This is a genomic window from Micromonospora siamensis (genome assembly GCF_900090305.1).
In the GTDB taxonomy this organism is placed as follows: Bacteria; Actinomycetota; Actinomycetes; order Mycobacteriales; family Micromonosporaceae; genus Micromonospora; species Micromonospora siamensis.
Genome location: NZ_LT607751.1, coordinates 2313107 through 2334051 on the forward strand (window position 1 = coordinate 2313107; position 20945 = coordinate 2334051).

19 protein-coding genes are annotated in these 20945 nt (G+C 74.1%); 12 read left to right on the top strand and 7 right to left on the bottom strand.

Annotated features, from left to right (window positions below):
• Positions 1–100: 100 nt before the first annotated feature.
• A complete protein-coding gene (locus tag GA0074704_RS10680) occupies positions 101–580 on the top strand; it encodes a GNAT family N-acetyltransferase (RefSeq protein WP_088970357.1) in 480 nt (159 codons plus the stop codon).
• 72 nt (positions 581–652) lie between these two features.
• Here the strand turns inward: GA0074704_RS10680 and GA0074704_RS10685 are convergent, their stop codons facing one another.
• Positions 653–2770 carry an amylo-alpha-1,6-glucosidase gene (locus tag GA0074704_RS10685; protein WP_088970358.1) on the bottom strand — a complete coding sequence of 706 codons (2118 nt, stop codon included), beginning with the start codon at positions 2768–2770 and terminating at the stop codon, positions 653–655.
• Positions 2771–2928: 158 nt separating this feature from the next.
• Here GA0074704_RS10685 and GA0074704_RS10690 point away from each other — a divergent pair, with 158 nt between their 5' ends.
• The 4 genes from GA0074704_RS10690 (at position 2929) to GA0074704_RS10705 (ending at position 7284) form a co-directional block, all read left to right on the top strand.
• The gene (locus GA0074704_RS10690) at positions 2929–3909 is read left to right on the top strand and encodes a LacI family DNA-binding transcriptional regulator (RefSeq protein ID WP_231926813.1); all 981 of its coding nucleotides are present in this window, start codon (positions 2929–2931) and stop codon (positions 3907–3909) included.
• Between the two features lie 38 nt (positions 3910–3947).
• On the top strand, positions 3948–5198 hold the full coding sequence (locus tag GA0074704_RS10695; protein WP_088970360.1) for a sugar ABC transporter substrate-binding protein: 1251 nt from the start codon (positions 3948–3950) through the stop codon (positions 5196–5198).
• 71 nt (positions 5199–5269) lie between these two features.
• Positions 5270–6397: a carbohydrate ABC transporter permease gene (locus GA0074704_RS10700; protein ID WP_088970361.1), complete on the top strand. Its 1128-nt coding sequence runs from the start codon at positions 5270–5272 to the stop codon at positions 6395–6397.
• Positions 6394–7284 (top strand): carbohydrate ABC transporter permease, encoded by an 891-nt coding sequence (locus tag GA0074704_RS10705; protein ID WP_088970362.1) that lies wholly within the window; start codon positions 6394–6396, stop codon positions 7282–7284. Before GA0074704_RS10700 ends, GA0074704_RS10705 begins: the two co-directional genes overlap by 4 nt.
• Positions 7285–7327: 43 nt before the next feature.
• On the opposite strand, the gene GA0074704_RS10710 is transcribed toward GA0074704_RS10705, so the two are convergent.
• Entirely contained in the window at positions 7328–7909 is a 582-nt protein-coding gene (locus tag GA0074704_RS10710; RefSeq protein ID WP_088970363.1) for a GNAT family N-acetyltransferase, read from the bottom strand.
• A gap of 35 nt (positions 7910–7944) precedes the next feature.
• On the opposite strand from GA0074704_RS10710, the gene GA0074704_RS10715 reads away from it, so the two are divergent.
• Positions 7945–9168 carry a glycosyltransferase family 87 protein gene (locus GA0074704_RS10715; RefSeq protein ID WP_088973593.1) on the top strand — a complete coding sequence of 408 codons (1224 nt, stop codon included), beginning with the start codon at positions 7945–7947 and terminating at the stop codon, positions 9166–9168.
• Here the strand turns inward: GA0074704_RS10715 and GA0074704_RS10720 are convergent.
• A complete protein-coding gene (locus GA0074704_RS10720; protein ID WP_157743640.1) occupies positions 9054–9641 on the bottom strand; it encodes a GNAT family N-acetyltransferase in 588 nt (195 codons plus the stop codon). The genes GA0074704_RS10715 and GA0074704_RS10720 overlap by 115 nt on opposite strands.
• Positions 9642–9719: 78 nt before the next feature.
• Between GA0074704_RS10720 and GA0074704_RS10725 the strand changes: the two genes are divergently transcribed.
• The 6 genes from GA0074704_RS10725 (at position 9720) to GA0074704_RS10750 (ending at position 17239) form a co-directional block, all read left to right on the top strand.
• Positions 9720–10949 (top strand): winged helix-turn-helix domain-containing protein, encoded by a 1230-nt coding sequence (locus GA0074704_RS10725; RefSeq protein ID WP_088970364.1) that lies wholly within the window; start codon positions 9720–9722, stop codon positions 10947–10949.
• A 4-nt stretch (positions 10950–10953) separates the two neighbouring features.
• On the top strand, positions 10954–11514 hold the full coding sequence (locus GA0074704_RS10730) for a DUF2752 domain-containing protein (RefSeq protein ID WP_377471681.1): 561 nt from the start codon (positions 10954–10956) through the stop codon (positions 11512–11514).
• A gap of 436 nt (positions 11515–11950) precedes the next feature.
• The gene (gene thyX, locus GA0074704_RS10735) at positions 11951–12688 is read left to right on the top strand and encodes an FAD-dependent thymidylate synthase (protein WP_088973594.1); all 738 of its coding nucleotides are present in this window, start codon (positions 11951–11953) and stop codon (positions 12686–12688) included.
• 54 nt (positions 12689–12742) lie between these two features.
• Positions 12743–13669: a 4-hydroxy-tetrahydrodipicolinate synthase gene (dapA, locus tag GA0074704_RS10740; protein ID WP_088970366.1), complete on the top strand. Its 927-nt coding sequence runs from the start codon at positions 12743–12745 to the stop codon at positions 13667–13669.
• 52 nt (positions 13670–13721) lie between these two features.
• The gene (locus GA0074704_RS10745; protein ID WP_088970367.1) at positions 13722–15410 is read left to right on the top strand and encodes a ribonuclease J; all 1689 of its coding nucleotides are present in this window, start codon (positions 13722–13724) and stop codon (positions 15408–15410) included.
• Positions 15411–15634: 224 nt separating this feature from the next.
• Positions 15635–17239 (top strand): S1 family peptidase, encoded by a 1605-nt coding sequence (locus tag GA0074704_RS10750; RefSeq protein ID WP_088970368.1) that lies wholly within the window; start codon positions 15635–15637, stop codon positions 17237–17239.
• 51 nt (positions 17240–17290) lie between these two features.
• Here the strand turns inward: GA0074704_RS10750 and GA0074704_RS10755 are convergent, their stop codons facing one another.
• The 4 genes from GA0074704_RS10755 to GA0074704_RS10770 all read right to left on the bottom strand — a co-directional run bounded on the left by GA0074704_RS10755 (position 17291) and on the right by GA0074704_RS10770 (position 20909).
• Complete coding sequence (locus GA0074704_RS10755; RefSeq protein WP_088970369.1) at positions 17291–17581, bottom strand: YciI family protein; 291 nt, start codon at positions 17579–17581, stop codon at positions 17291–17293.
• An 80-nt stretch (positions 17582–17661) separates the two neighbouring features.
• A complete protein-coding gene (locus tag GA0074704_RS10760; protein ID WP_088970370.1) occupies positions 17662–18756 on the bottom strand; it encodes an LPXTG cell wall anchor domain-containing protein in 1095 nt (364 codons plus the stop codon).
• A 111-nt stretch (positions 18757–18867) separates the two neighbouring features.
• Entirely contained in the window at positions 18868–20433 is a 1566-nt protein-coding gene (locus tag GA0074704_RS10765; RefSeq protein ID WP_088970371.1) for a type III secretion system chaperone family protein, read from the bottom strand.
• A complete protein-coding gene (locus GA0074704_RS10770; RefSeq protein WP_088970372.1) occupies positions 20430–20909 on the bottom strand; it encodes a type III secretion system chaperone family protein in 480 nt (159 codons plus the stop codon). Before GA0074704_RS10770 ends, GA0074704_RS10765 begins: the two co-directional genes overlap by 4 nt.
• Positions 20910–20945 lie beyond the last annotated feature (36 nt).

The following is a 20945-nucleotide window of genomic DNA, read 5'->3' on the forward strand; positions in this document are numbered from 1 at the left end:
CCGCGGCCCGGGTGGCCGCGGGGGCTGCCGGGGCACCGCCGACCCCTTGCCGCCCGCGCCGCTTCGCGGCCCGGTGGACCGGCCGCCTAGGCTGGCCCGCATGATCGACTCAGGACTGCGGGACCGCGCCGGGCGGCACGTGACGCTGCGCCCGGTGGACGACGACAACTGGCGGGCGGTCGCCGACGTGGCACCCCGGGACGACCAGCGGGCCTGGGTGGCGGCGCTGGCGGCCCGCTACCTGCTGCTGTCCGACCGCTCCGAGGTCTGGACGTCGCTGGCGGTGTACGCCGACGAGACCGTCGTCGGCCACGTCATGTGGGGCGTGGACGACGACGCTTCGCGCTGGATCGGCGGCATGGTGATCGACGCGGCCGAGCAGGACCGCGGCGTCGGCCGCGCCACTGTCCGCACCCTCGCCACCTGGCTGGCGACCCAGGACGGCGGCCCCCACCCGGTCCGCCTCTCCTACCACCCGGACAACACCGCCGCCGTCCGCCTCTACACCACCCTCGGCTTCCACCCCACTGGTGCCGAGGAGGACGGCGAACACATCGCCGAACTCACCCCGACGCGTTGATCATGAAGTTAGCGGCGAAGTGGATCGCGGAAACTGCCGCTAACTTCATGATCAACCGCAGCTGGGCCCGGGTCAGTGGGGGGTGGGGGTGGGGGCCGTGGGGTGGCGGGGGGTGGGGACGCTGGGGGTGGTCACGGTGATGCCTTGGGGGAGGCCGGTGGCGGTTGCGTGGCCGGTGTGGTCGACCTCGACGGTGACGTCGGTGTCGGCGACGCGGAGGCCGTTGACCCGTAGGGCGCCCAGTTCCGGGCCGGCGAGCGGGCGCAGGGCGACCCGACCGTTCGGCACGTCGGGCTGCAGTCCGGCGGCGGCCTGGAGCAGCAGCACCGCCGACGCCGCCGACCAGGCCTGCGGGCGGCAGGCCGCCGGGTAGGGCACCGGCCGGCCGAGCAGGCCGCGGTCGTCGCCGCCGTACAGCTCGGGGAGGCGGTAGTCGAACGCCTCGGCCGCGCCGAGCAGCCCGTCGGCCAGGCCGAGCGCGGCGTCCCGGAAGCCGGCCCGGGCCAGCCCGGCCAGCACGATCGCGGTGTCGTGCGCCCAGATCGACCCGCAGTGGTACGACAGCGGGGCGAAACCGGCGTCGTCGGTGGACATGGTGCGCAGCCCGAAGCCGCCGCTGAGCGCCGCCGAGGCGAGCAGGTCGGCCACCCGGGTCTCCTCCGCGCCGTCGAGCAGGCCGGTGCCGAGCAGGTGACCGATGTTGCTGGTCAGCGAGTCGACGGGGCGCTTGTCCCGGTCGAGGGCCAGCGCCGGGCGGGGGCCGCCCGCGCCGCCGTCGACCCAGAACCGGTCCCGGAAGGCGGTGGCGAGGCGGTCGGCGTACCCGCGCCAGCGGTCGGCGCCGGGCCGGCCGAACGCGTCGAGCAGGTCGGCGCCGTTCACCGCCGCCTGGTACGCGTACCCCTGCACCTCTGCCAGCACGATGGGCGGCGCGGCCAGGCCGCCGTCGCGGAACCGGATCGAGTCGCCGGAGTCCTTCCAGCCCTGGTTGGCCAGGCCGTGGCCGGTGGTGTCGACGTACTCGACCAGGCCGTCGCCGTCGGCGTCGGCGTGGTCGCCGAGCCAGCCCAGCGCCGCCTCCAGGTGCGGCAGCAGCGGTTCGACCTGGTCGGCCGGCAGGCCCCAGCGCCAGGCGTCGTGCAGCAGCGCCACCCAGAGCATGGTGGCGTCGACGGTGCCGTAGTACGCGGGTGGCAGGCGCAGGCTGCCGCCCGGGCTGAACTCGCCGCGGCGCAGCTCGTGCAGGATCTTGCCGGGGGCCTCGCCGCTGGCCGGGTCGACCCGGGCGCCCTGCCGGCGGGCCAGGACGCGCAGCGTCCCGGCGGCCAGCCCGGTGCCGAGCGGCAGCATCATCCGGGCGGCCCAGAGGCTGTCCCGGCCGAACAGGGTGAGGAACCAGGGCACCCCGGCGCCCAGGAAGACGTCCCGTCCGTCGACGGTGTCGACCAGCCGCAGCCCGCGCAGGTCGTCCAGGGAGCGGTCGAGGAGCCGGACCAGCCGCCGGTCGTCGGCGCGCAGCTCGGGGCGGGACCAGTCCGGCTCGCCGGCCGCGGCGGCCACCACGGCCCGCGGGTCGTCGACCCGCAGCCGCCAGCGCAGCGTCACCTCGCACCCGGCGGGCAGCTCGACCGGCCAGGCCAGCCGGGGCGCGGTGGCGCGGTCCCGGTCGGCGTCGACCCGGGCGCCGTCGGCGGTGACGGTGACGGTGGTGCCGTCGGCGGTCCAGCTCAGCTCCCCGGGCCGGCCCAGCTTCGCCTCGACCGGGGTGGTCTGCGCGCCGGACTTGACCCGTTCGACCGGGGCGAGGTCGCAGCCGAGGTCGACGGTGACCGTGGCGGCCACCGGGACGGTCGCGGTGGAGACGAGGCGTACCTCCTCGTCGAGGCCGTGCGGGCCGACCCGGCGGGTCCGCTCGACCCGCACGGTGGGGTCGGGGCCGGGGTCGCCCAGCCAGCGGGCCAGGCCGACGAAGCGGACGCCGTGCGGGCCGTGCGGCCCGTGGGCGATCGCCTCCGGCTCCCGGTCGTCGACGCGCAGCTGGGCGCGGGAGAGCACCCGGGCGTCGGCGTGGAAGACGCCCTGGACGCCGGTCGGGTTGATCTGCCCGGCCCGGTCACCCAGCGCGCTGGTGGGGGCGAGGAGCACCCCGACCAGCTCGTGCAGCAGGGGTTGCAGGTGGCGTTCGGTCACGACGTCGGCTCCAGATCCTGTGGGGTGCGGACGACCTCTTGACAAGGCGTCCTCCGGCGGTGCAGAGTGCGAAACATTCCAGAAACTTGAACGATCCAATCCTGCCCTATCCAAATTGGATCGTTCAAGACCGCGAGAGGGATAATGTGGCCGAAAAGGTGACCATCGCAACGGTGGCCCGGCACGCCCAGGTCAGCCGGCAGACGGTGTCCAACGTGCTCAACTCGCCGCACATCGTGCGCGAGGAGACCCGCCAGCGCGTGCAGGAGGCCATCGTCGCCCTCGGCTACCGGGCCAACCAGGCCGCCCGCCAGATGCGTACCGGCCGGTCCCGGCTCATCGCCGTACGCATCGAACCCACCCGCGACGGCATCAACGGCTCGGTCCTCGACCGCTTCCTGCACGGCCTCACCGAGACCGCCGAGGCGGCCGGCTACCGGACCATGCTCTACACCGCCACCGACCCGCAGCGGGAGATCGCCACCTACGACGACCTGCTCGGCTCGTACGACCTCGACGGCTTCGTGCTCACCGGCACCGACCACGGCGACCCGCGTACCGCCTGGCTGGCCGCCCGGGGCGTGCCGTTCGTGACGTTCGGCCGCCCCTGGGACGACCTGGACGCGCACTGCTGGGTCGACGTGGACGGCGCGGCCGGCACCGCCGCCGCCACCGCGCACCTGCTCGCCGCCGGCCACCGGCGGATCGGCTGGATCGGCTGGCCGGCCGGCTCCGGCGTCGGCGACGACCGGCGCGCCGGCTGGCACCGGACCCTGCGCGCGGCCGGGGTGGACCCGGCCGGGCTGGAGCGGGAGACCGCCGACGGCATCGCCGAGGGGGAACGCCACGCCCGCGACCTGCTGGCCGACCCCACCCCGCCGACCGCCCTGATCTGCGCCAGCGACTCCCTGGCGCTCGGCGCCCTCCAGGCGGCCCGCACCACCGGGCCGGCGATCCCGGTGATCGGCTTCGACGACACCCCGGTCGCCGCGGCGATCGGGCTGACCAGCGTCGGCCAACCCCTCGGCGACGCCGCCGCCCGCTGCGTCGACCTGCTCACCGCCGTGCTCGACGAGCCGCGGCGGGCGTTGTCTCCCGTGCTGCTCCAACCGGAGCTGGTGCTCCGGCACACCGCGTGACACCCGTTCCCCCAACCGCATCCCCACCAGGAGAACCGATGGCACCTCGACACCTCACCCGGGCGGCGGTGGCCGGCCTGGCCACCCTCGCGCTGCTCGGCTCCGCGGCCTGCGGCAGCGGCTTCGACGACGACTCGTCCGGCACTGCCCAGCAGTCCAGCGGGCCGGCCAACCTCCAGATCCTGATCGGCTCCTCCGGCGACGCCGAGACCAAGGCGGTGCAGGACGCGGCGGCCAAGTGGGCGTCCGGCTCCGGCAACCAGGCCACCGTCACCCCCGCCCAGGACCTCACCCAGCAGCTCGGCCAGGCCCTCGCCGGCGGCAACCCGCCGGACGTGTTCTACGTCGACGCCGCCCGGTTCGCCGACTACGCCAGCGTCGGGGCGCTGGAGCCCTACGGCGACAAGGTCAGCAACCCGGACGACTTCTACGAGAGCCTGCGCACCGCCTTCACCTACGAGGGCAAGCTCTACTGCGCGCCGAAGGACTTCTCCACCCTCGCCCTCGAGATCAACACCGATCTGTGGACGAAGGCCGGGCTGACCGACGCCGACGTGCCGACCACCTGGGACCAGCTCACCGCCACCAGCCAGAAGATCAAGGCCAAGGGCCTGGTGCCGCTCGCCCTCGGTGACACCCGGGACCGGATCGGCGCCTTCATGGTGCAGAACGGCGGTTGGCTGATCAGCGACGACGGCAAGCAGCCCACCGCCGACAGCCCGGAGAACGTCCAGGCCCTCACGTACGTCAAGAAGCTGCTCACCGACGGCTACGCCCGCTACCCCAAGCAGCTCGACGCCGGCTGGTCCGGTGAGGCGTTCGGCAAGGGCAAGGCCGTGATGACCATCGAGGGCAACTGGATCAAGGGCGCCCTGCAGAACGACTTCCCCAACGTGAAGTACAAGGTCGTCGAGCTGCCCGCCGGTCCGAAGGGCAAGGGCACGCTCTCCTTCACCCAGTGCTGGGGGATCGCCGCCAAGAGCAAGTTCAAGGACCAGGCGATCAAGTTCGTCGAGGCGATGACCGCCGGTGACCAGCAGATGGCCTTCGCCAAGGCGTTCGGCGTGATGCCGTCCCGGCAGTCGGTTCGCGACCAGTACACCTCCCAGTTCCCGGCGGACAAGCCGTTCATCGACGGCGCCGAGTACGCACAGGGCCCGGTGAACGCCCCGAAGATGGACAGCGTGCTGGCCGACCTGGACACCGGCCTGCAGAAGCTGAGCAGCACCGACCCGAAGTCGATCCTCGGCAGCTTCGACAAGAACGCCAAGGCCGCGCTCGGCGGCTGACCCGGAGCGTGGGGCGTCGCCGGGAACGGCGGCGCCCCGCACCGGCTCCGCGTGAGTCGAAGGAGAGACAGATGGCAACCGACGCAATGGCAGCGCCGACCACCGCGACAGGTCGTCCGCGGCGCCGCCCCGGACACGGCATCCGCCGCAACGAGAACGTCGCCGGCTGGCTCTTCGTGGCCCCGGTGATCCTGATCCTCGGGCTGTTCCTGCTGCTGCCGATCCTGATGGCGCTCTGGGTGAGCCTCACCGACTGGAACGGCCAGGGCAGCCCCTTCACCGGCAAGGTGCCGTTCGTCGGCGCCGACAACTACACCCGGCTGTTCACCGAGGAGGGGCTGGCCCGCCGGGACTTCATGACCAGCATCCGGAACAACATCTACTACGTGGCGATCGTGGTGCCGGTGCAGACCGTGCTGGCGCTCGGCCTCGCGCTGATCGTCAACAACCGGATGTTGAAGGGCAAGGGCTTCTTCCGCAGCGCCTTCTACTTCCCGTCGGTCACCAGCTCGGTGGCGATCAGCGTGGTCTTCCTCTTCCTGTTCGCGAACTCCGGCGCGGTCAACCAGCTGCTCGGCTTCTTCGGCATCACCGGGCCGCAGTGGTTCGCCGACTCCCGCGGCGTCCTGCACGTGCTGCTCGGCGCGGTGGGGGTGGACAGCCCGCCGACCGCGCTCACCGAGGGCGGTCCGTTCGGGCTGAGCTGGTGGGACTGGTTCTCCGGGCCGAGCGTGGCGATGATGACGATCATCTCGCTGGTGGTCTGGACGACCTCCGGCACCTTCATGCTGATGTACCTCGCCGCGCTGCAGAACGTCCCCGAGGTGCTGGACGAGGCGAGCGCCCTGGACGGCGCGTCCCGCTGGCAGCGGTTCCGCTACGTCACCCTTCCGCTGCTCAAGCCGACCACCTTCCTGGTGCTAACCCTCGGGCTGATCGGCTCCTGGCAGGTGTTCGACCAGGTGTACGTGATGAGCCAGGGCCAGCCGGCCAAGACCACGCTCACCCCGGCCTACCTGTCGTACCGGACCGCGTTCCGGGAGTTCGACTACGGCTCCGGGGCGGCCATCTCGTTCGTGCTGTTCCTCATCATCATCGTCCTCACGCTGGTGCAGCGGCGGGTGATGGCCGACCGGGACGGTGCACCGGCCGGACGCCGCTGGTGGCGTCGACGCGGATCGGAGGGAGCCTCGTCATGACCGCGCTCACCGACCGCCCGCCGGTGGCGGCGCCCGGGCGCCGCGACGGTCGCGGCGCCCGCACCCTGGTCAACCGCTTCCTCGGGTACGCCGTCCTGGTCTTCTTCGGGCTGGTGTTCCTCTACCCCTTCGTGATCCAGCTCGGCAACGCGCTCAAGACCGAGCCGGACGCGGCGGCCAACCCGCTGTCACCGTTCCCCGACCCGCTCACCACGGCCGGCTTCGAGCGGATCTTCGCGGGCACCAACTTCCCGCTCTGGCTCGGCAATTCGCTGCTGGTCACGGTGCTGGTCACGCTGGGCCGGGTGTTCTTCGACTCGCTCGCCGGCTACGCCCTCGCCCGGCTGCGGTTCAGGGGTCGCGCCGGGCTGTTCGCCGCGGTCATCGCGGTGATGGCCGTGCCCGGCGTGGTGCTGCTGATCCCGAAGTTCCTGGTGCTCAACCAGCTCGGCATCTACAACAGCTACGCCGGGCTGATCGTGCCGCTGCTCGCCGACGCGGCCGGGGTCTTCATCATGAAGCAGTTCTTCGAGTCGATCCCGGTGAGCGTGGAGGAGGCGGCCCGGATCGACGGCGCCGGCGTGTTCCGTACCTTCTGGTCGGTGGTGCTGCCGATGGCCCGGCCGGCACTGATCACCCTGACCATCCTGTCGTTCCAGGGCTCCTGGAACGAGTTTCCGCACAGCCTGGTGGCGGTGCAGGACCCAGGACTGTTCACCCTGCCGCGCGGGCTGGCCGACCTGGTCAGCGGCTCGCTCGGCTCGGGCACCCAGTATCCGTTGAAGCTCGGCGCCGCGCTGCTGGCCACCATCCCGGTCGCGCTGCTCTTCGTGATCTTCCAGCGGTACTTCGTCCGGGGCGCCAACGAGGGCGCCGACAAGGGCTGACCACCGTCCGGGGCGGTCACGGACTGGCCGTGACCGCCCCGCCTCAGCCCTGGGCGACGGGCTCGGTGGGGACCGCGACGTGCAGGCGCAACTGGGGAACCAGCATGTCCTCGACGTCCAGCGCCCGGCCCGCGCCGTCCGGCTCCCAGCCGGTGGCGGTGAGGAACTTCCGCGTCGCCTCGTCGCCGTCGAAGGTCCAGGCCACCGCTCGGGTGAAACCGTCGGTACGCCAGTGCTCCACCATGGCTGCGAGCAGCCGGCTGCCGTGCCCGCGCCGGCCCCAGCGCGGCTCGACCAGCAGGTCGGTCACGGCGGCCACCCCGTCGGACAGCGCGTCGGCCGGCTCGCCCGGCGCGAGGGCCTCCGCGTCGACCGGACCTGATGCCGCGAACCCCACCAGATAGGATTGCTCGGCCTGCTCGACGGCGACCAGCACCCGGTGGGCGTCCGAGGGCGGCTCCTGCACCGCGGCGCTCCACCGCCGGGCGAGCCACTGCTCGTCCAGGTTGTCGAGCACGTGCCGGGGCAGGATCCGGCGATAGGCGACCCGCCAGGTCGCGAGCTGGATTCGTGCGATCTCGCCGGCGTCCCCGGGACGCGCCGGGCGGACGTACCCCGTAGCCATGGCACGTGAGCCTACGCAGGGCGGTGGAGACGATGGTGTCGCAGGGGGCCGCACGGACGGCACGGCAGGTCGCCGTGGTCGCCGTGCTCGCCGCGGCGGTGGCCGGTTTCCTCGCCTTCGCCGCCGTACGCCACGGCTTCTTCGACCTGAAGGTCTACTACGGCGCGCTGAACTTCTGGGTGCACGACGGCGGCGAGATCTACGACTACCTCAAGCCCGGCACCCAGTACGGCTTCACCTACCCGCCCTTCGCGGCCCTGGTGATGCTCCCGATGGCCTACCTGCCCTGGCCGGCGGCGATCACGGTGAGCGTGGCCGCCACCGTGGTGGTCAGCGCGGTGCTGATCGGTTGGCTGATCGACCCGATCGTCCGGCGGCAGGGCTGGAACCGCTGGTTCGTGCTGGCGGTGGCGCTCTGCCTGGCCGCCGCGTTCGAGCCGATGCGCGAGACGGTCAACTTCGGCCAGGTCAACATGCTGCTGCTCTTCCTGGTCGGGGTGGACCTGCTGCGGCTGCTGCCGCGCGGCAACCGGTGGGCCGGGGTGGGGATCGGGCTGGCCACCGCGATCAAGCTGACCCCGGGCATCTTCATCGTCTACCTGCTGGTGACCCGCCGCTGGCGGGCCGCGGCCACCGCCGTCGGCACCGCCGCCGCGGCCAGCCTGCTGGCCGGCGCGCTCTTCCCGAACGCCTCCCGGGAGTTCTGGACCACCGCCCTGTGGAACACCGACCGGGTGGGCGAGCTGGCGTTCGTCTCCAACCAGTCGCTGCGCGGGGTGGTGGCCCGGCTCGACCCGGAACGCCCCAGCACGCTGCTCTGGCTGGCGCTGGTGCTCGTCGCGCTGGCGGTCTGGGCGTGGCGGGCCCGGGCCGCCGCCGCGGCCGGCGACGAGACCGCCGGCCTGGCGCTGACCGGCGTGGTGATGTGCCTGGTCAGCCCGGTCACCTGGGTGCACCACCTGGTCTGGCTGATCCCGGCGCTGATCCTGCTGGTGGACGACGCCACGGCGGCGCCGGCCCGCAGCCGCCGGCGCCGCGCCCTGCTTGCCTTCGCCGGCATCGCGTACGCGCTGCTGTGCAGCCGGATCGTCTGGCTGTGGGAGAAGGACTTCAGCGGGGTCGACGGGTTCCTGGGCAGCAACGTCTACGTCTGGATCAGCATCGCCCTGCTGGTGCTGCTGCCGACGTCGAGCCGGCCGGCGTACCGCAGTTCCACCAGCTCGACCGGGGGCCGGCCGCCGGCCAGCGGCACCGGATAGGTCGAGAGCGCGCCGTCGGGGAGCAGGCCGGCGCGCTCGGCGAACCGGCGCCCCCGGTGGTTGCCCGCCAGCACCCAGGCCCGGTACTCGGTCCAGCCGCGCCCGGCCAGCCCCGCCCGGGCGGCGGCCAGCAGCTCCCGCGCCGGCCCGGCCCCCCAGTACGCCGGCTCGACGTAGAGGCCGACGACCTCGCCGAGGGTCGGGTCCAGGTCGTCACGGTCCTGGTCGTTGCGGTACGGCCCGAACGTGGTGAAGCCGACCACCGCCTCGTCGACGCAGGCGAGCAGCGTGGTGAACGGGTGCTCCGGGTCGGCGGTGCCGAGGTCCCGCCGCCGGGACGCCCAGGCCACCGGATTGAGCCGGCGCAGCACCTCGGCGGGCATGAGCTCCGCGTACCCGGCCTGCCAACCGTGGATGTGCACGCGGGCGATCGCCTCCGCGTCCTCGGGCTCTTCGCGGCGGATGGTGAACATCTGTCCGTTCTATGCCCCGCTGGGCGGGAGGTCCAGCATCCCGCGTCCGCGTCGTACCGATGATTTAAGGTGCCGACGATGGCCGCACCGGAATCGCTCTCGCTCGCCCAGGCCCGCCGGGTGGCGCTGGCCGCCCAGGGCTTCACCGACCCCGCGCCCACCGGGGTGCCCACGCGCCGCCACCTGCGCCGGGTGCTGGACCGGGTCGGGCTGATCCAGATGGACTCGGTCAACGTCCTGCAACGGGCGCACTACCTGCCGCTCTACAGCCGGCTCGGGCCCTACCCGACCACCCTGCTGGACAGCGCCGCCTACCGGCGCCCCCGGGAGCTCTTCGAGTACTGGGGCCACGAGGCGTCGCTGGTCCCGGTCGCGCTGCAGCCGGTGCTGCGCTGGCGGATGGCCAAGGCCCGCGACGAGGCGTGGGGCCGGATGCGGCAGATCGCCCGGGAGCAGCCCGAGCTGGTCACCTGGGTACGCGACGAGGTCGCCGCCCGCGGCCCGCTGACCGCCGCCGAGATCGAGCACGACGCGCCCCGGGAGACCGGCCACTGGGGGTGGAACTGGTCGACCGTCAAGCGGGCGCTGGAGTTCCTGTTCTGGGCCGGTGAGGTGACCGCCGCCGACCGCACCCCCTCCTTCGCCCGCCGCTACGACCTGCCCGAGCGGGTGCTGCCGGCCGCCGTGCTGGACGCGCCCACCCCGATCGACGCCGACGCGTGGCGCACCCTGGTCTCGGTCGCCGCCCGGTCGCTCGGGGTGGCCGCCGAGCCGGAGCTGCGCGACTACTTCCGGCTGCCGCTGCACGGCGCGCGGCGGGCCGTGGCCGAGCTGGTCGAGGCCGGCGAGCTGACCCCGGTCACCGTGCCGGGCTGGCGGCAGCCGGCCTACCTGCACGCCGACGCCCGACTGCCCCGCTGGGTGCGCGGCAACACCCTGGTCAGCCCGTTCGACCCGCTGGTGTGGGAGCGGGGGCGCACCGAGCGCCTCTTCGGCTTCTCCTACCGGATCGAGATCTACGTGCCGGCCCCGCAGCGGGTGCACGGCTACTACGTGCTGCCCTTCCTTCAGGGCGAGCGGTTCACCGCCCGGGTCGACCTGAAGGCCGACCGGAAGGCCGGGGTGCTGCTGGTGCCGGCCGCCTGGGCCGAGCCGGGCGTGGACGTGGGGGAGACCGCGCTGGCGCTCGCCGCCGAGCTGTACCGGCTCGCCGGCTGGCTGGGCCTTTCCGCGGTCGCCCCGCCCGTCGCCGGCGACCTGGCTGTTCCGTTGGCCGCCGCGCTGGCCGGCGTGGCGGGTGTACGGTGAGCGCGTGACCAGCGTCGACCGGCAGGCCGAGCAGGCCCCACCCGCCGCCACGGACGGTCAGCCCCCGGTGGGCCCGGCCGCCTGGCCGCACCCGCCGTACCCGTACCCCGCCCCGCAGCCGGACCGGTTCAGCCGCTTCGTGCTCCGGGTGCACGACCGGTCGCCGCGCTGGGCGCTGCCGCTGGCCGCGCTCGGCTGCGTCGGCATGGGCATGGCGTACGCGCTGCTCAGCGACCCCACCCGCAGCGATCCGGACGCCGCCCCGAGCTGCCTGCTCAAGCTCACCACCGGCCTGGACTGTCCGGGCTGCGGCGGCACCCGCGCGCTGTGGTACGTGCTGCACGGCGACCTGCCCGCCGCCGCCCGGCACCATTTCCTCTTCGTCTTCGCCCTGCCGTTCCTGGCCTACCTCTTCGTCAGCTGGGCCGGCAACCGGGCGTTCGGCTGGCGCCTGCCGGAGCTGCGCCTCAGCTCCCGGGTGCTGGCCGGCTTCCTGGTCGCCTGGCTGGTCTTCTCGGTGGCCCGCAACCTGCCCTGGGCCCCGTTCACCGCCCTCTACGTCTGACCCGGCCGACCCTGCCGATCCTTCGCCCACGGGCTCTACAGCCCGCGGCGCGGCTCGACCCGGTGCGGCTCGGCCGGGTGGGGTCGGCGTGGCCGTGGGTCGGCGCGGGTCGGCCAGGGCCGGTGGGTGGCTGTGGCGGTACCTACAGACTTGAGAGCGTGGCCGACTCACCCGGGTCGACGGCACGCCGACCCCCGACCGCCACCCCCGGTGGACCACCCCCGCGGCTGCCGGACCGCCATCGACCGCTGCTGCGGCCAGCGCCGGCGGCGAGTCGTTCATGCTCTCAAGTCTGTAGCGACCGACGGCACGTACCGGGACTGCCCGTGGCGGCCGTGTGGTGCCCGCGGAACGTCGCCGGGTGGGGGCTCTCACGTCGGCGCGCCCAGCTTTCGCGGCCGGGCATACGGCCACTACAGTCCCAGGAATGCCGGAGATGGTGCAGCCCCAGGTCAAGCTGATCGCGTGGACGCAGTTCCAGGCCCCCGACGAGGTGCCCTGGTCGACCGACGCCGACGGTGGCCAGGCGCTGGCCGAGTTCGCCGGCCGGGCCTGCTACCAGTCGTGGAAGAAGCCGAACCCGGTGACCGCGACGAACGCCGGCTACCTGGCGCACATCCTGGAGGTCGGGCACCTGTCCGTGCTGGAGCACGGCTCGGTGAGCTTCTACTTCACCGGGGTCTCCCGCTCCTTCACCCACGAGCTGATCCGGCACCGGCACTTCTCGTACTCCCAGCTCTCCCAGCGCTACGTCCCGGAGCGGGACGCGGCGATGGTCGAGCCCGCGGTGATCGCCGACGACCCGGAGCTGCACAAGAAGTTCGTCGAGGCGTCCGAGGCGGCCGTGCGGGCGTACACCGAGCTGCTGGAGGGCCTGGAGGCCCGGTTCACCGACGAGCCCAACCCGACGCTGCGCCGCAAGCAGGCCCGGCAGGCGGCCCGGGCGGTGCTGCCCAACGCCACCGAGACCCGGATCGTGGTGACCGGCAACTACCGGGCCTGGCGGCACTTCATCAAGATGCGCGCCACCGAGCACGCCGACGTGGAGATCCGCGAGCTGGCGGTGGAGTGCCTGCGGCAGCTCAAGGGTGTCGCGCCGAACGTCTTCGCCGACTTCGCGATCGCCACGCTGCCCGACGGCACCGAGGTGGCGGCCAGCCCGCACGCCGAGTGACCCGAAGAACCCTTCCCCGCCGGGCCCCCGGTGGTCGTCCGCTAGGTTGTTGACATGACGCACGACCACCCTGCCGCCCCGGACCGGGCCGCGGCGCGCCCGTTCGGCCGAGTGCTCACGGCCATGGCGACCCCGTTCACGGCCGACGGCTCGCTCGACCTCGACGGCGCGGCCCGACTGGCCGCCCACCTCGTCGACGAGCAGGGCAACGACGCGCTGGTGGTCAACGGCACCACCGGCGAGTCGCCCACCACCAGTGACGCGGAGAAGGAAGCCCTGATCCGGGCCGTGGTGGAGGCGGTCGGGGACCGCGCCCAAGTGGTCGCCGGCGTCGGCACCAACAACACCCCGCACACCATCGAGCTGGCCGCGACCGCCGAGAAGGCCGGCGCGGACGGCCTGCTGGTGGTCACGCCGTACTACAACAAGCCGCCGCAGGCCGGCCTGCTGCGGCACTTCACGGCGGTCGCCGACGCCACCGCCCTGCCGGTGATGCTCTACGACATCCCCGGCCGGGCCGGAGTGGCGATCGCCACCGACACCCTGGTGCGCCTCGCCGAGCACGACCGGATCGTCGCGCTGAAGGACGCCAAGGGCGACCAGACCGCCACCGCGTGGGTGACCGCCCGCAGCGACCTGGCGGTCTACAGCGGCGAGGACTCGCTGACCCTGCCGCTGCTGGCGGTCGGCGCGGTCGGCGTGGTGGGCACCTCGACCCACTTCACCGGCGCGCTCACCAAGCGGATGATCGAGGCGTACGAGGCCGGCGACGCCGCCGGGGCGCTCGCCCTGCACCGGCGGCTGCTGCCGCTCTACACCGGCATCTTCCGTACCCAGGGGATCATCCTGGTGAAGGCGGGACTGGCGGCCCACGGGTTGCCGGCCGGCCCGGTGCGTCCGCCGCTGGTGGACGCCACCGACGACGAACTGGCCCAGCTGCGCGCCGACTGCGCGGCGGCGGGCCTGGCACTTCCTGAATGACCAAACGACACGACGGGCGCCGGGTGACGGCGCCGCAGAATGAGGTGGACGCGTGACCGAGGCGCACATCGAAGCGGAACTGCCCCCGCCGCTGCCGGAGGGCGGTCTGCGGATCATTCCCCTGGGCGGGCTCGGCGCCATCGGTCGGAACATGACCGTCTTCGAGTACGACGGCAAGTTGCTGATCGTGGACTGCGGGGTGCTCTTCCCCGACGTCGAGCAGCCGGGCGTGGACCTGATCCTCCCCGACTTCGGCCCGATCCTGGACCGGCTCGCCGACGTGCAGGCCATCGTGCTGACCCACGGGCACGAGGACCACATCGGCGCCGTGCCCTACCTGCTCGCCCACAAGCCGGACATCCCGCTGGTCGGCTCCCAGTTCACCCTCGCCCTGGTCGAGGCGAAGCTGGCCGAGCGGCGGATCCAGCCGTACACGCTGACCGTCCGGGAGGGCGGCCGGGAGCGGCTCGGCCCGTTCGAGTGCGAGTTCTTCGCGGTCAACCACTCGATCCCGGACGCCCTGGCGGTGGCCATCCGCACCCCGGCCGGGCTGGTGCTGCACACCGGCGACTTCAAGATGGACCAGCTGCCGCTCGACGGCCGGATCACCGACCTGGCCGGCTTCGCCCGGCTCGGCGCCGAGGGCGTCGACCTGCTGCTGTCGGACTCCACCAACGCGGAGATCCCCGGCTTCGTCACCCCCGAGCGGGAGATCGGGCCGGTCCTCGACTCGATCTTCGCCAAGGCCAAGGGGCGGATCATCGTCGCCTCGTTCGCCTCGCACGTGCACCGGGTGCAGCAGGTCTTCGACTCGGCGATCGAGCACGGCCGCAAGGTCGCCCTGATCGGCCGCTCGATGGTCCGCAACATGGGCATCGCCCGCGACCTGGGCCTGCTGAACATCCCCGCCGGCCTGGTGATCGGGATCGAGGAGGCCACCACCCTCCCGCCCGAGCAGATCGTGCTGATGTCCACCGGCTCGCAGGGCGAACCGATGAGCGCGCTGGGCCGGATGGCCAGCGGCGACCACCGGCACATCACCATCGCCCCCGGCGACACGGTGGTGCTGGCCTCCTCGCTGGTCCCCGGCAACGAGACCTCGGTCTACCGGGTGATCAACCGGCTGGCCCGGGCCGGCGCGGTGGTCGTCCACAAGGACGTCGCGAAGGTGCACGTCTCCGGCCACGCCCCCGCCGGTGAGCTGCTCTACCTGCTCAACGTGACCCGGCCGAGCAACCTGATGCCGGTGCACGGCGAGTGGCGCCATCTGCGCGCCCACGCCCGGCTCGGCATCGAGTCCGGCGTCGCGCCGGACCGGGTGGTGCTCTGCGAGGACGGCGACGTCGTCGACCTGGTCGAGGGCCGGGCCAGTCTCGTCGGGCACGTGAAGAGCCGCTACGTCTACGTCGACGGGCTCGCCGTCGGCGACGTCAGCGAGTCGCTGCTCACCGAGCGGCGGATCCTCGGCGACGGCGGGTTCATCGCCACCACCGTGGTGGTCGACTCGGTCACCGGCAAGGTCGTCGCCGGCCCCACCCTGTCGGCGAAGGGCTTCTCCGAGGACCCGGAGGCGTTCAACCCGGTCGTCCCGCTGGTCACCGAGGCGCTCAACCGGGCCGCCGCGGACGGCATCACCGACCCGCACCAGCTCCAGCAGATCGTCCGGCGCACCGTGGGGCGCTGGGTCAACGACAAGTACCGCCGCCGGCCGATGATCGTCCCGACGGTCGTCGAGGTCTGACCGCACCGCGACCGACGCCCGCCCGCACCCCGCGTGCCGGCGGGCGTCGCCGCGTCCGGGTGGAAACCGTCCGGCGGGTTTCGGACCTCGCCGGCGCCGTCGCTCTCCGGACCCGCCGGGTCACGTCGAGTCGATGTTGCCCGGGTCGGTTCATCCGATCGACGGTCGTACCCGTACTCCGGTCCGGCGGGCGTGCCCCGCGCCGGCCGGGAGGAGCATCGCGGATGGACCGCAGACGGATGACAGCCATCGGTGTCGTGGTGGCGGCGGCGGGATTGACGGCGGCGGTGACCCTGCCGTCGTTCGCCGGGGAGAACGCCGCGCCCCGGCCCGCCGACCGCGCCGCGGCGGTGGCCCCGGACGGTGTCGCCCCCGAGGTGGTGGCGGCGCTGAGCCGGGACCTGTCGCTGACCCGGGAGCAGGCGGTACGGCGGCTGCGTACCGAGCGGTGGGCGGCCGGCACGGTCGGGAAGCTGCGCGCCGAACTCGGCGCCGGCTACGGCGGCAGCTGGCTGGGCGCCGACGGCAGCACGCTCACCGTAGCGGTGGCCGACCCGGACCGGGCCGCGGCGGTGCGGGCCGCCGGCGCGGTGCCGAAGCAGGTGGCCCGTGGCGTGGGCGAGCTGGACGCGATCAAGAGCCGGCTCGACACGGCCGCCGCGACGGCCGGCCGGGACGTGGCCGGCTGGTACGTCGACCTGGCCAGCAACTCGGTGACCGTGCTGGTCCGGCCCGGCGCCGAGGCGGCCGGCCGCCGGTTCGCCGCTGCCGGCGGGGCGCCGGGCGGGGCGCTGCGGGTGGCCACCTCCACCGAGTCGCCCCGGCTGCTGTTCGACGTACGCGGCGGCGACCCGTACTTCATCAACGACGCCGGCCGCTGCTCGGTCGGCTTCTCCGTGGTCGGCGGTTTCGTCACCGCCGGGCACTGCGGCCGGCCGGGGGACCGCACCACCGGCGCGAACCGGGCGGCGCAGGGCACCTTCGCGGCGTCCTCGTTCCCCGGCGACGACTGGGCGTTCGTGCGGGTCAACGGCGACTGGACGCCGCAGGGCGTGGTGAACGACTTCAACGGCGGCACGGTGCCGGTCAACGGGGCCACCGAGGCGCCGGTCGGCGCGTCGGTCTGCCGGTCCGGCTCGACCACCGGCACCCACTGCGGGGTGATCCGGGCCAAGAACGCCACCGTGAACTATCCGGAGGGGACGGTCACCGGGCTGACCCGTACCGACGTCTGCGCCGAGCCCGGCGACTCGGGCGGCGCCTGGCTCTCCGGCGACCAGGCGCAGGGCGTCACCTCCGGCGGCTCGGGCGACTGCACCCGGGGTGGCGTGACGTTCTTCCAGCCGGTCACCGAGATCCTGCAACGCAACCGCCTGACACTGGTCACCGCGAACGGCGGGTCCGCGCCGCCGGCCGGGGATGGCACCGGCACACCGCCCGCTCCCGGCACTCCGCCCGCTGCGGGCGACCCCGGCACCCCGCCGGCGACCGCCGCTCCGGGTACGCCACCGGGGGACACCGGGGACTGCACCGGCCAGGTGACCCGGACCGGACGGATCGCCGCCGGGCGGACCCAGCTCCAACCCGACGGGCGGGCCTTCCGGGCGCCGGCCGGCACCCAGGAGGCCTGCCTCGCCGCACCGGCGGGCACCCTGGCGGCGGTGCAGCTGCAACGCCTCACCGGCGCGGCGTTCACCACCGTGGCCAGCGCCGACACCTCCGCCGGGGTGGCCCGGCTGAGCGCCGCAACGCCGGCCGGCACCTACCGCTACCGGGTGGTCGGGCTGGACGGCGCCGGGGCGTACACCCTGGGCTTCTCCATCCGCTGACCCGGCGGCCCCGGACGCGGCCCCGTCCCCACCGCCCGGGGGCGGGGCCGTTCAGCCCTCGCGCATCGGCTCCAGGCCCTCGGCGACCCGGCCGGCGATGAACTCGACCACCTCGTACGCCGCGATGCCCTGTTCGGCGAACGGGTCGGTGGCCAGCCGGCGGTCCAGTTCGGCGCGGTCCAGCCCGGCGGCGAGGATCACCCCGCCGGTGCGGGGCACCCGCCGCCCGGAGGCGAGGAAGACCCCGTCGGCGTACTGTCGGTCCACCCAGGCCAGATGGTCGGGCAGGACGGCGTCGGCGCGGTCCAGGTCGGTCAGATAGGTCAGCGTCACCACGAACACGCCGCCGATGCTAGTCCGGCCCCCGGACGCGGGCGGACCCCCGACCGCCGGTGGCGGTCGGGGGTCCGGGTGGCGAGCGGTCAGGCCACGAAGCGGCGCCGGCGGCGCAGCAGCACGAGCGCGCCGCCTAGGGCGACGAGGCCGCCGCCGACCAGGGCGAACGTGGTGGCGTCGGCGCCCGTCTTCGGCAGCTCGGCCCCGGTGCCGCCGGCCCCCTGGCCGGGAGCGGCGGTGCCGGTGGGGCTCGGGCCGGCCGAGGGGGTGGCGGGCGACGCGGTCGCCGACGGCGCGGGATCGGTGATGACCGGCAGGTGCAGGGTCAGGTTGATGTCCTGGTTGGTGTAGCGCTGTTGGGGGGCGAGGATGAGGCGCAGGGTGCCCAGGCCCGGCGAGGGGCCGAAGCGCAGCTGGAACGTGTCGGTGGCACCGGCGGCCAGCTTGACGTCACGGTAGATCTCGCAGCTGTCGCCCTCCCGGCTGGGCTCGCGGTAGGTCGGCGAGAGCAGCTCCGCGTTGGTGCGCAACATCAGCGAGTAGGCGCCGACGGTGAAGCTGCTGGCGTTGGTGACCTTGATGGTCACGGTGGAGGTGCCGTCGGCGTGCGGGGCCACTGAGCCGCGCAGCCGCAGCGCCGCCCGGGACGGCCAGTTGACCTTGATGCTCTCCGTGCGCCCCGACACCCCGTCCTCGGTGCGTCCGGTGACCGAGCCGAACTCGGTGTGGTCGAAGATCGGCGGCGTCACCATCGAGCGGACCCTCAGGTGGTAGGTCCGCGAGCCGCCGGCCGGCAGCACCGCCGTGCGGCACAGCACCTGCTCCTTGTCACGGCCGCCCTCGGCCATGCAGTCAGCGTCACCCTTGCCGATGATGAGTTTCGTCGGCACGTCGACCAGGAAGAAGCCCCGGCCCGGCGTCGAGCCGGTGTTGCGGACGGTCACGTTGAGGTCGCCCATCGGGCTCCACGGGTCGCCGTTGAGGAAGACCAGGTAATCCGGCTTGGCCTTGAACGGGGCGTCGTGGGGGGTCGGGGTGGCGGCGACGGTCGGGGCGGTGGTCGGGCTCGCCGACGCGGTGGGGGTGGGCTGCGGGGTGACAGGGGTGGGCGCGGCCATCGCCGGGGTGGCGAGGGCGAGCGCCGAAGCGGCGACGGCGCCGGTCAGCATCGAGCGGAACATCGGGGGCTCCCCGTGGGTCGTGGATCGCGTTGACTGGAACACCACTTCTGAGTGCGCCCACGGGTTGCAGGGTTGCCGTCGAACAGGTGTCGGCTAGCCGACACCTCCGTCTCAGGGCAGCGCGGCGACCGCCGCCGCGTACGCCACACCGGTGTTCACCGTGGCGGCGACCAGCACCGCCAGCTGGGCCGGGGCCACCCCGTGCGCCAGGTCGACGGTCACGTCGCCGGCCAGCACCAGCTCCCCGTCGCGCTGGTGCACGTACGCCTTCGGCATCAGCCGGTCGTGGTTCCAGGCGTTGCAGAACGCGTACGCCTCGGCGAGCCGGCGGGCGGGCAGCCGGCGGTCGGCGACCACCCGGGCGTGCAGGATGTCGCCGCCCCCGCCGGCCGGGCGGAACCGGATCACCGCCCCGCCCCAGCGGCCGGTCACCGTGTCCCCCTCCACCGTGTACCCGTCCCCCCGCCCGTCCAGCGCGGCGGCGATCACCGGCACCCGCAGCGGCACCGGGCCGCCGTCGTCCTGCGGTTCCTCCGCCGGAGCGGGATCGTCGTCCGGGTCGTCGGGCGGCAGCGGCACCGGCGCGGCGAGGGGCCGTTCGGCCAGCCAGGAGGCGATCCGTCCGGACTGGTGACCGGTGCCGTTGCGGGCGTCGAAGCTGCCGGCCAGCCGGTGCGCCCGGGCCAGCAGCTCCGCGCCGAGCGTGGCGACGTCCACCTCGGCGCCGCGCCGGCCGGTCGCGTCCGGACGGTGGATCCGCCGGTCACCCCGGCCGGCCGCCACCGCCGACCCGCAGAGCAGCGCGCCCGCGGCGGCGAACTCCATCGCCGCCAGGTCGTCGGGGCAGCCGACGAGCCGGGGCAGCTGTTCGGTGAGGATGTCCAGCCCTCGGTCGAGGTGCCCGCCGAGCGCGCAGAACCGCAGGTGGGCCGCGAGGTACGGCAGGCCGGCCGGCTCGCGCCGGTGCCGCCGGTACGCCCGGACATGGGCCCGCGCCGCCCGGTCCGGCTCGCCGAGCCGTAGCCAGGGCAGCTGCGCCACCGCCAGCGCCCGCTCGGGCTGGTCGGTGCAGTCGACGTCGCCGTCCAGCACCGGCGTCAGCGCCTCCAACGCCCCCCGGGTGTCGCCCCAACCGGCCAGCAGCTCGGCCTGCCGGACCAGGCCGCAGGCGGGGCAGCCGGCCGCCGGGTCGCCGACGGCCGCCCGCCAGCGGGCGTACTCGTGGCGGGCGGTCGGCTCGTCGCCGAGGTGGTCGGCCAGCCGGCAGCGCAGCTGGGCGACGAGCTCCGCGTCCGGGCCACCCCGGTCCGCCAGGTCGGCCAGGAGGGACCGGGCCTGCTCCAGGCCGGCCCGCGGGGTGCCGAACACCGCCTCCACCGCGTACCCCTGGTAGCGGCGCAGCGCCTCCGCGTCGACGGGCCGGTCGTCGAGCAGGTGCGGCGCCCGGTCCAGGGCGTCCCGGCAGCGGCGGACCGGATCGGCCAGCCGCCAGCGCTCCCCGAGGTGCAGGTACGCCTCGACCAGCGCGAGCCGGGCGTCGACCCCGCAGCGCAGGTCGCCCCGGGCGTCGGCCTGCCCGGCGACCCGTTCCAGCGCGGCCACCCGGGCCGGACCGTCGGGCAGGTCGCACGCGTCGGCCAGGGCCTGCGCCAGGGACCGGTCCCGGGCCGGTCTCACCGGACGGTCCCGCCGGGCAACGCGCGGACCGCCGCCGCGAGCTGGCAACCGGTGGTGATGCCGCAGTCCAACAACTGGTCCAGCTGGTGCGGGGTCACCCCGGCCTCCAGGTCGGTGATGGTCTCGCCGCACACCAGCGCCCGCCCGTCGTCGTCCACGTGCACGTACGCCTTCGGCCAGAGCCGGTCGTGGTTCCAGGCGTTGCAGAACGCGTACAGGTCGGGGACCTGTTCGATGCCGAAGGTGGGGGCGGCGACGGTGCGGATCTGGAGCACCTCCCCGGCCCGGCCCAGCCGCAGGAACCAGACCAGGCTGTCGTCCCAGCGGCCCACCAGGTCGCCGTCGGCGTCGGCCGACACGACGTACCCCCGGGCGCCGAGCACCGCGGCGACCAGTTCCCCGGTCAGCGGGCGCGGCGTGCGCGGGTGCCCGGCCAGGGGGCCGTCCGGACCGTCCTCGATCTCCGGCGACGCCATCCGGGATCCCTTCTGCGGCGAATAACACAACGGACG

Excerpts from the sequence above, each read along its gene's own strand:
- GA0074704_RS10705 (WP_088970362.1), top strand. The coding sequence starts at position 6,394 with ATGACCGCGCTCACCGACCGCCCGCCGGTGGCGGCGCCCGGGCGCCGC.
- GA0074704_RS10695 (WP_088970360.1), top strand. The coding sequence starts at position 3,948 with ATGGCACCTCGACACCTCACCCGGGCGGCGGTGGCCGGCCTGGCCACC.
- GA0074704_RS10680 (WP_088970357.1), top strand. The coding sequence starts at position 101 with ATGATCGACTCAGGACTGCGGGACCGCGCCGGGCGGCACGTGACGCTG.
- thyX (WP_088973594.1), top strand. The coding sequence starts at position 11,951 with ATGGTGCAGCCCCAGGTCAAGCTGATCGCGTGGACGCAGTTCCAGGCC.
- GA0074704_RS10760 (WP_088970370.1), bottom strand. The coding sequence starts at position 18,756 with ATGTTCCGCTCGATGCTGACCGGCGCCGTCGCCGCTTCGGCGCTCGCC.
- GA0074704_RS10710 (WP_088970363.1), bottom strand. The coding sequence starts at position 7,909 with ATGGCTACGGGGTACGTCCGCCCGGCGCGTCCCGGGGACGCCGGCGAG.
- GA0074704_RS10750 (WP_088970368.1), top strand. The coding sequence starts at position 15,635 with ATGGACCGCAGACGGATGACAGCCATCGGTGTCGTGGTGGCGGCGGCG.
- GA0074704_RS10725 (WP_088970364.1), top strand. The coding sequence starts at position 9,720 with ATGGCCGCACCGGAATCGCTCTCGCTCGCCCAGGCCCGCCGGGTGGCG.
- dapA (WP_088970366.1), top strand. The coding sequence starts at position 12,743 with ATGACGCACGACCACCCTGCCGCCCCGGACCGGGCCGCGGCGCGCCCG.
- GA0074704_RS10700 (WP_088970361.1), top strand. The coding sequence starts at position 5,270 with ATGGCAACCGACGCAATGGCAGCGCCGACCACCGCGACAGGTCGTCCG.
- GA0074704_RS10770 (WP_088970372.1), bottom strand. The coding sequence starts at position 20,909 with ATGGCGTCGCCGGAGATCGAGGACGGTCCGGACGGCCCCCTGGCCGGG.
- GA0074704_RS10720 (WP_157743640.1), bottom strand. The coding sequence starts at position 9,641 with ATGTTCACCATCCGCCGCGAAGAGCCCGAGGACGCGGAGGCGATCGCC.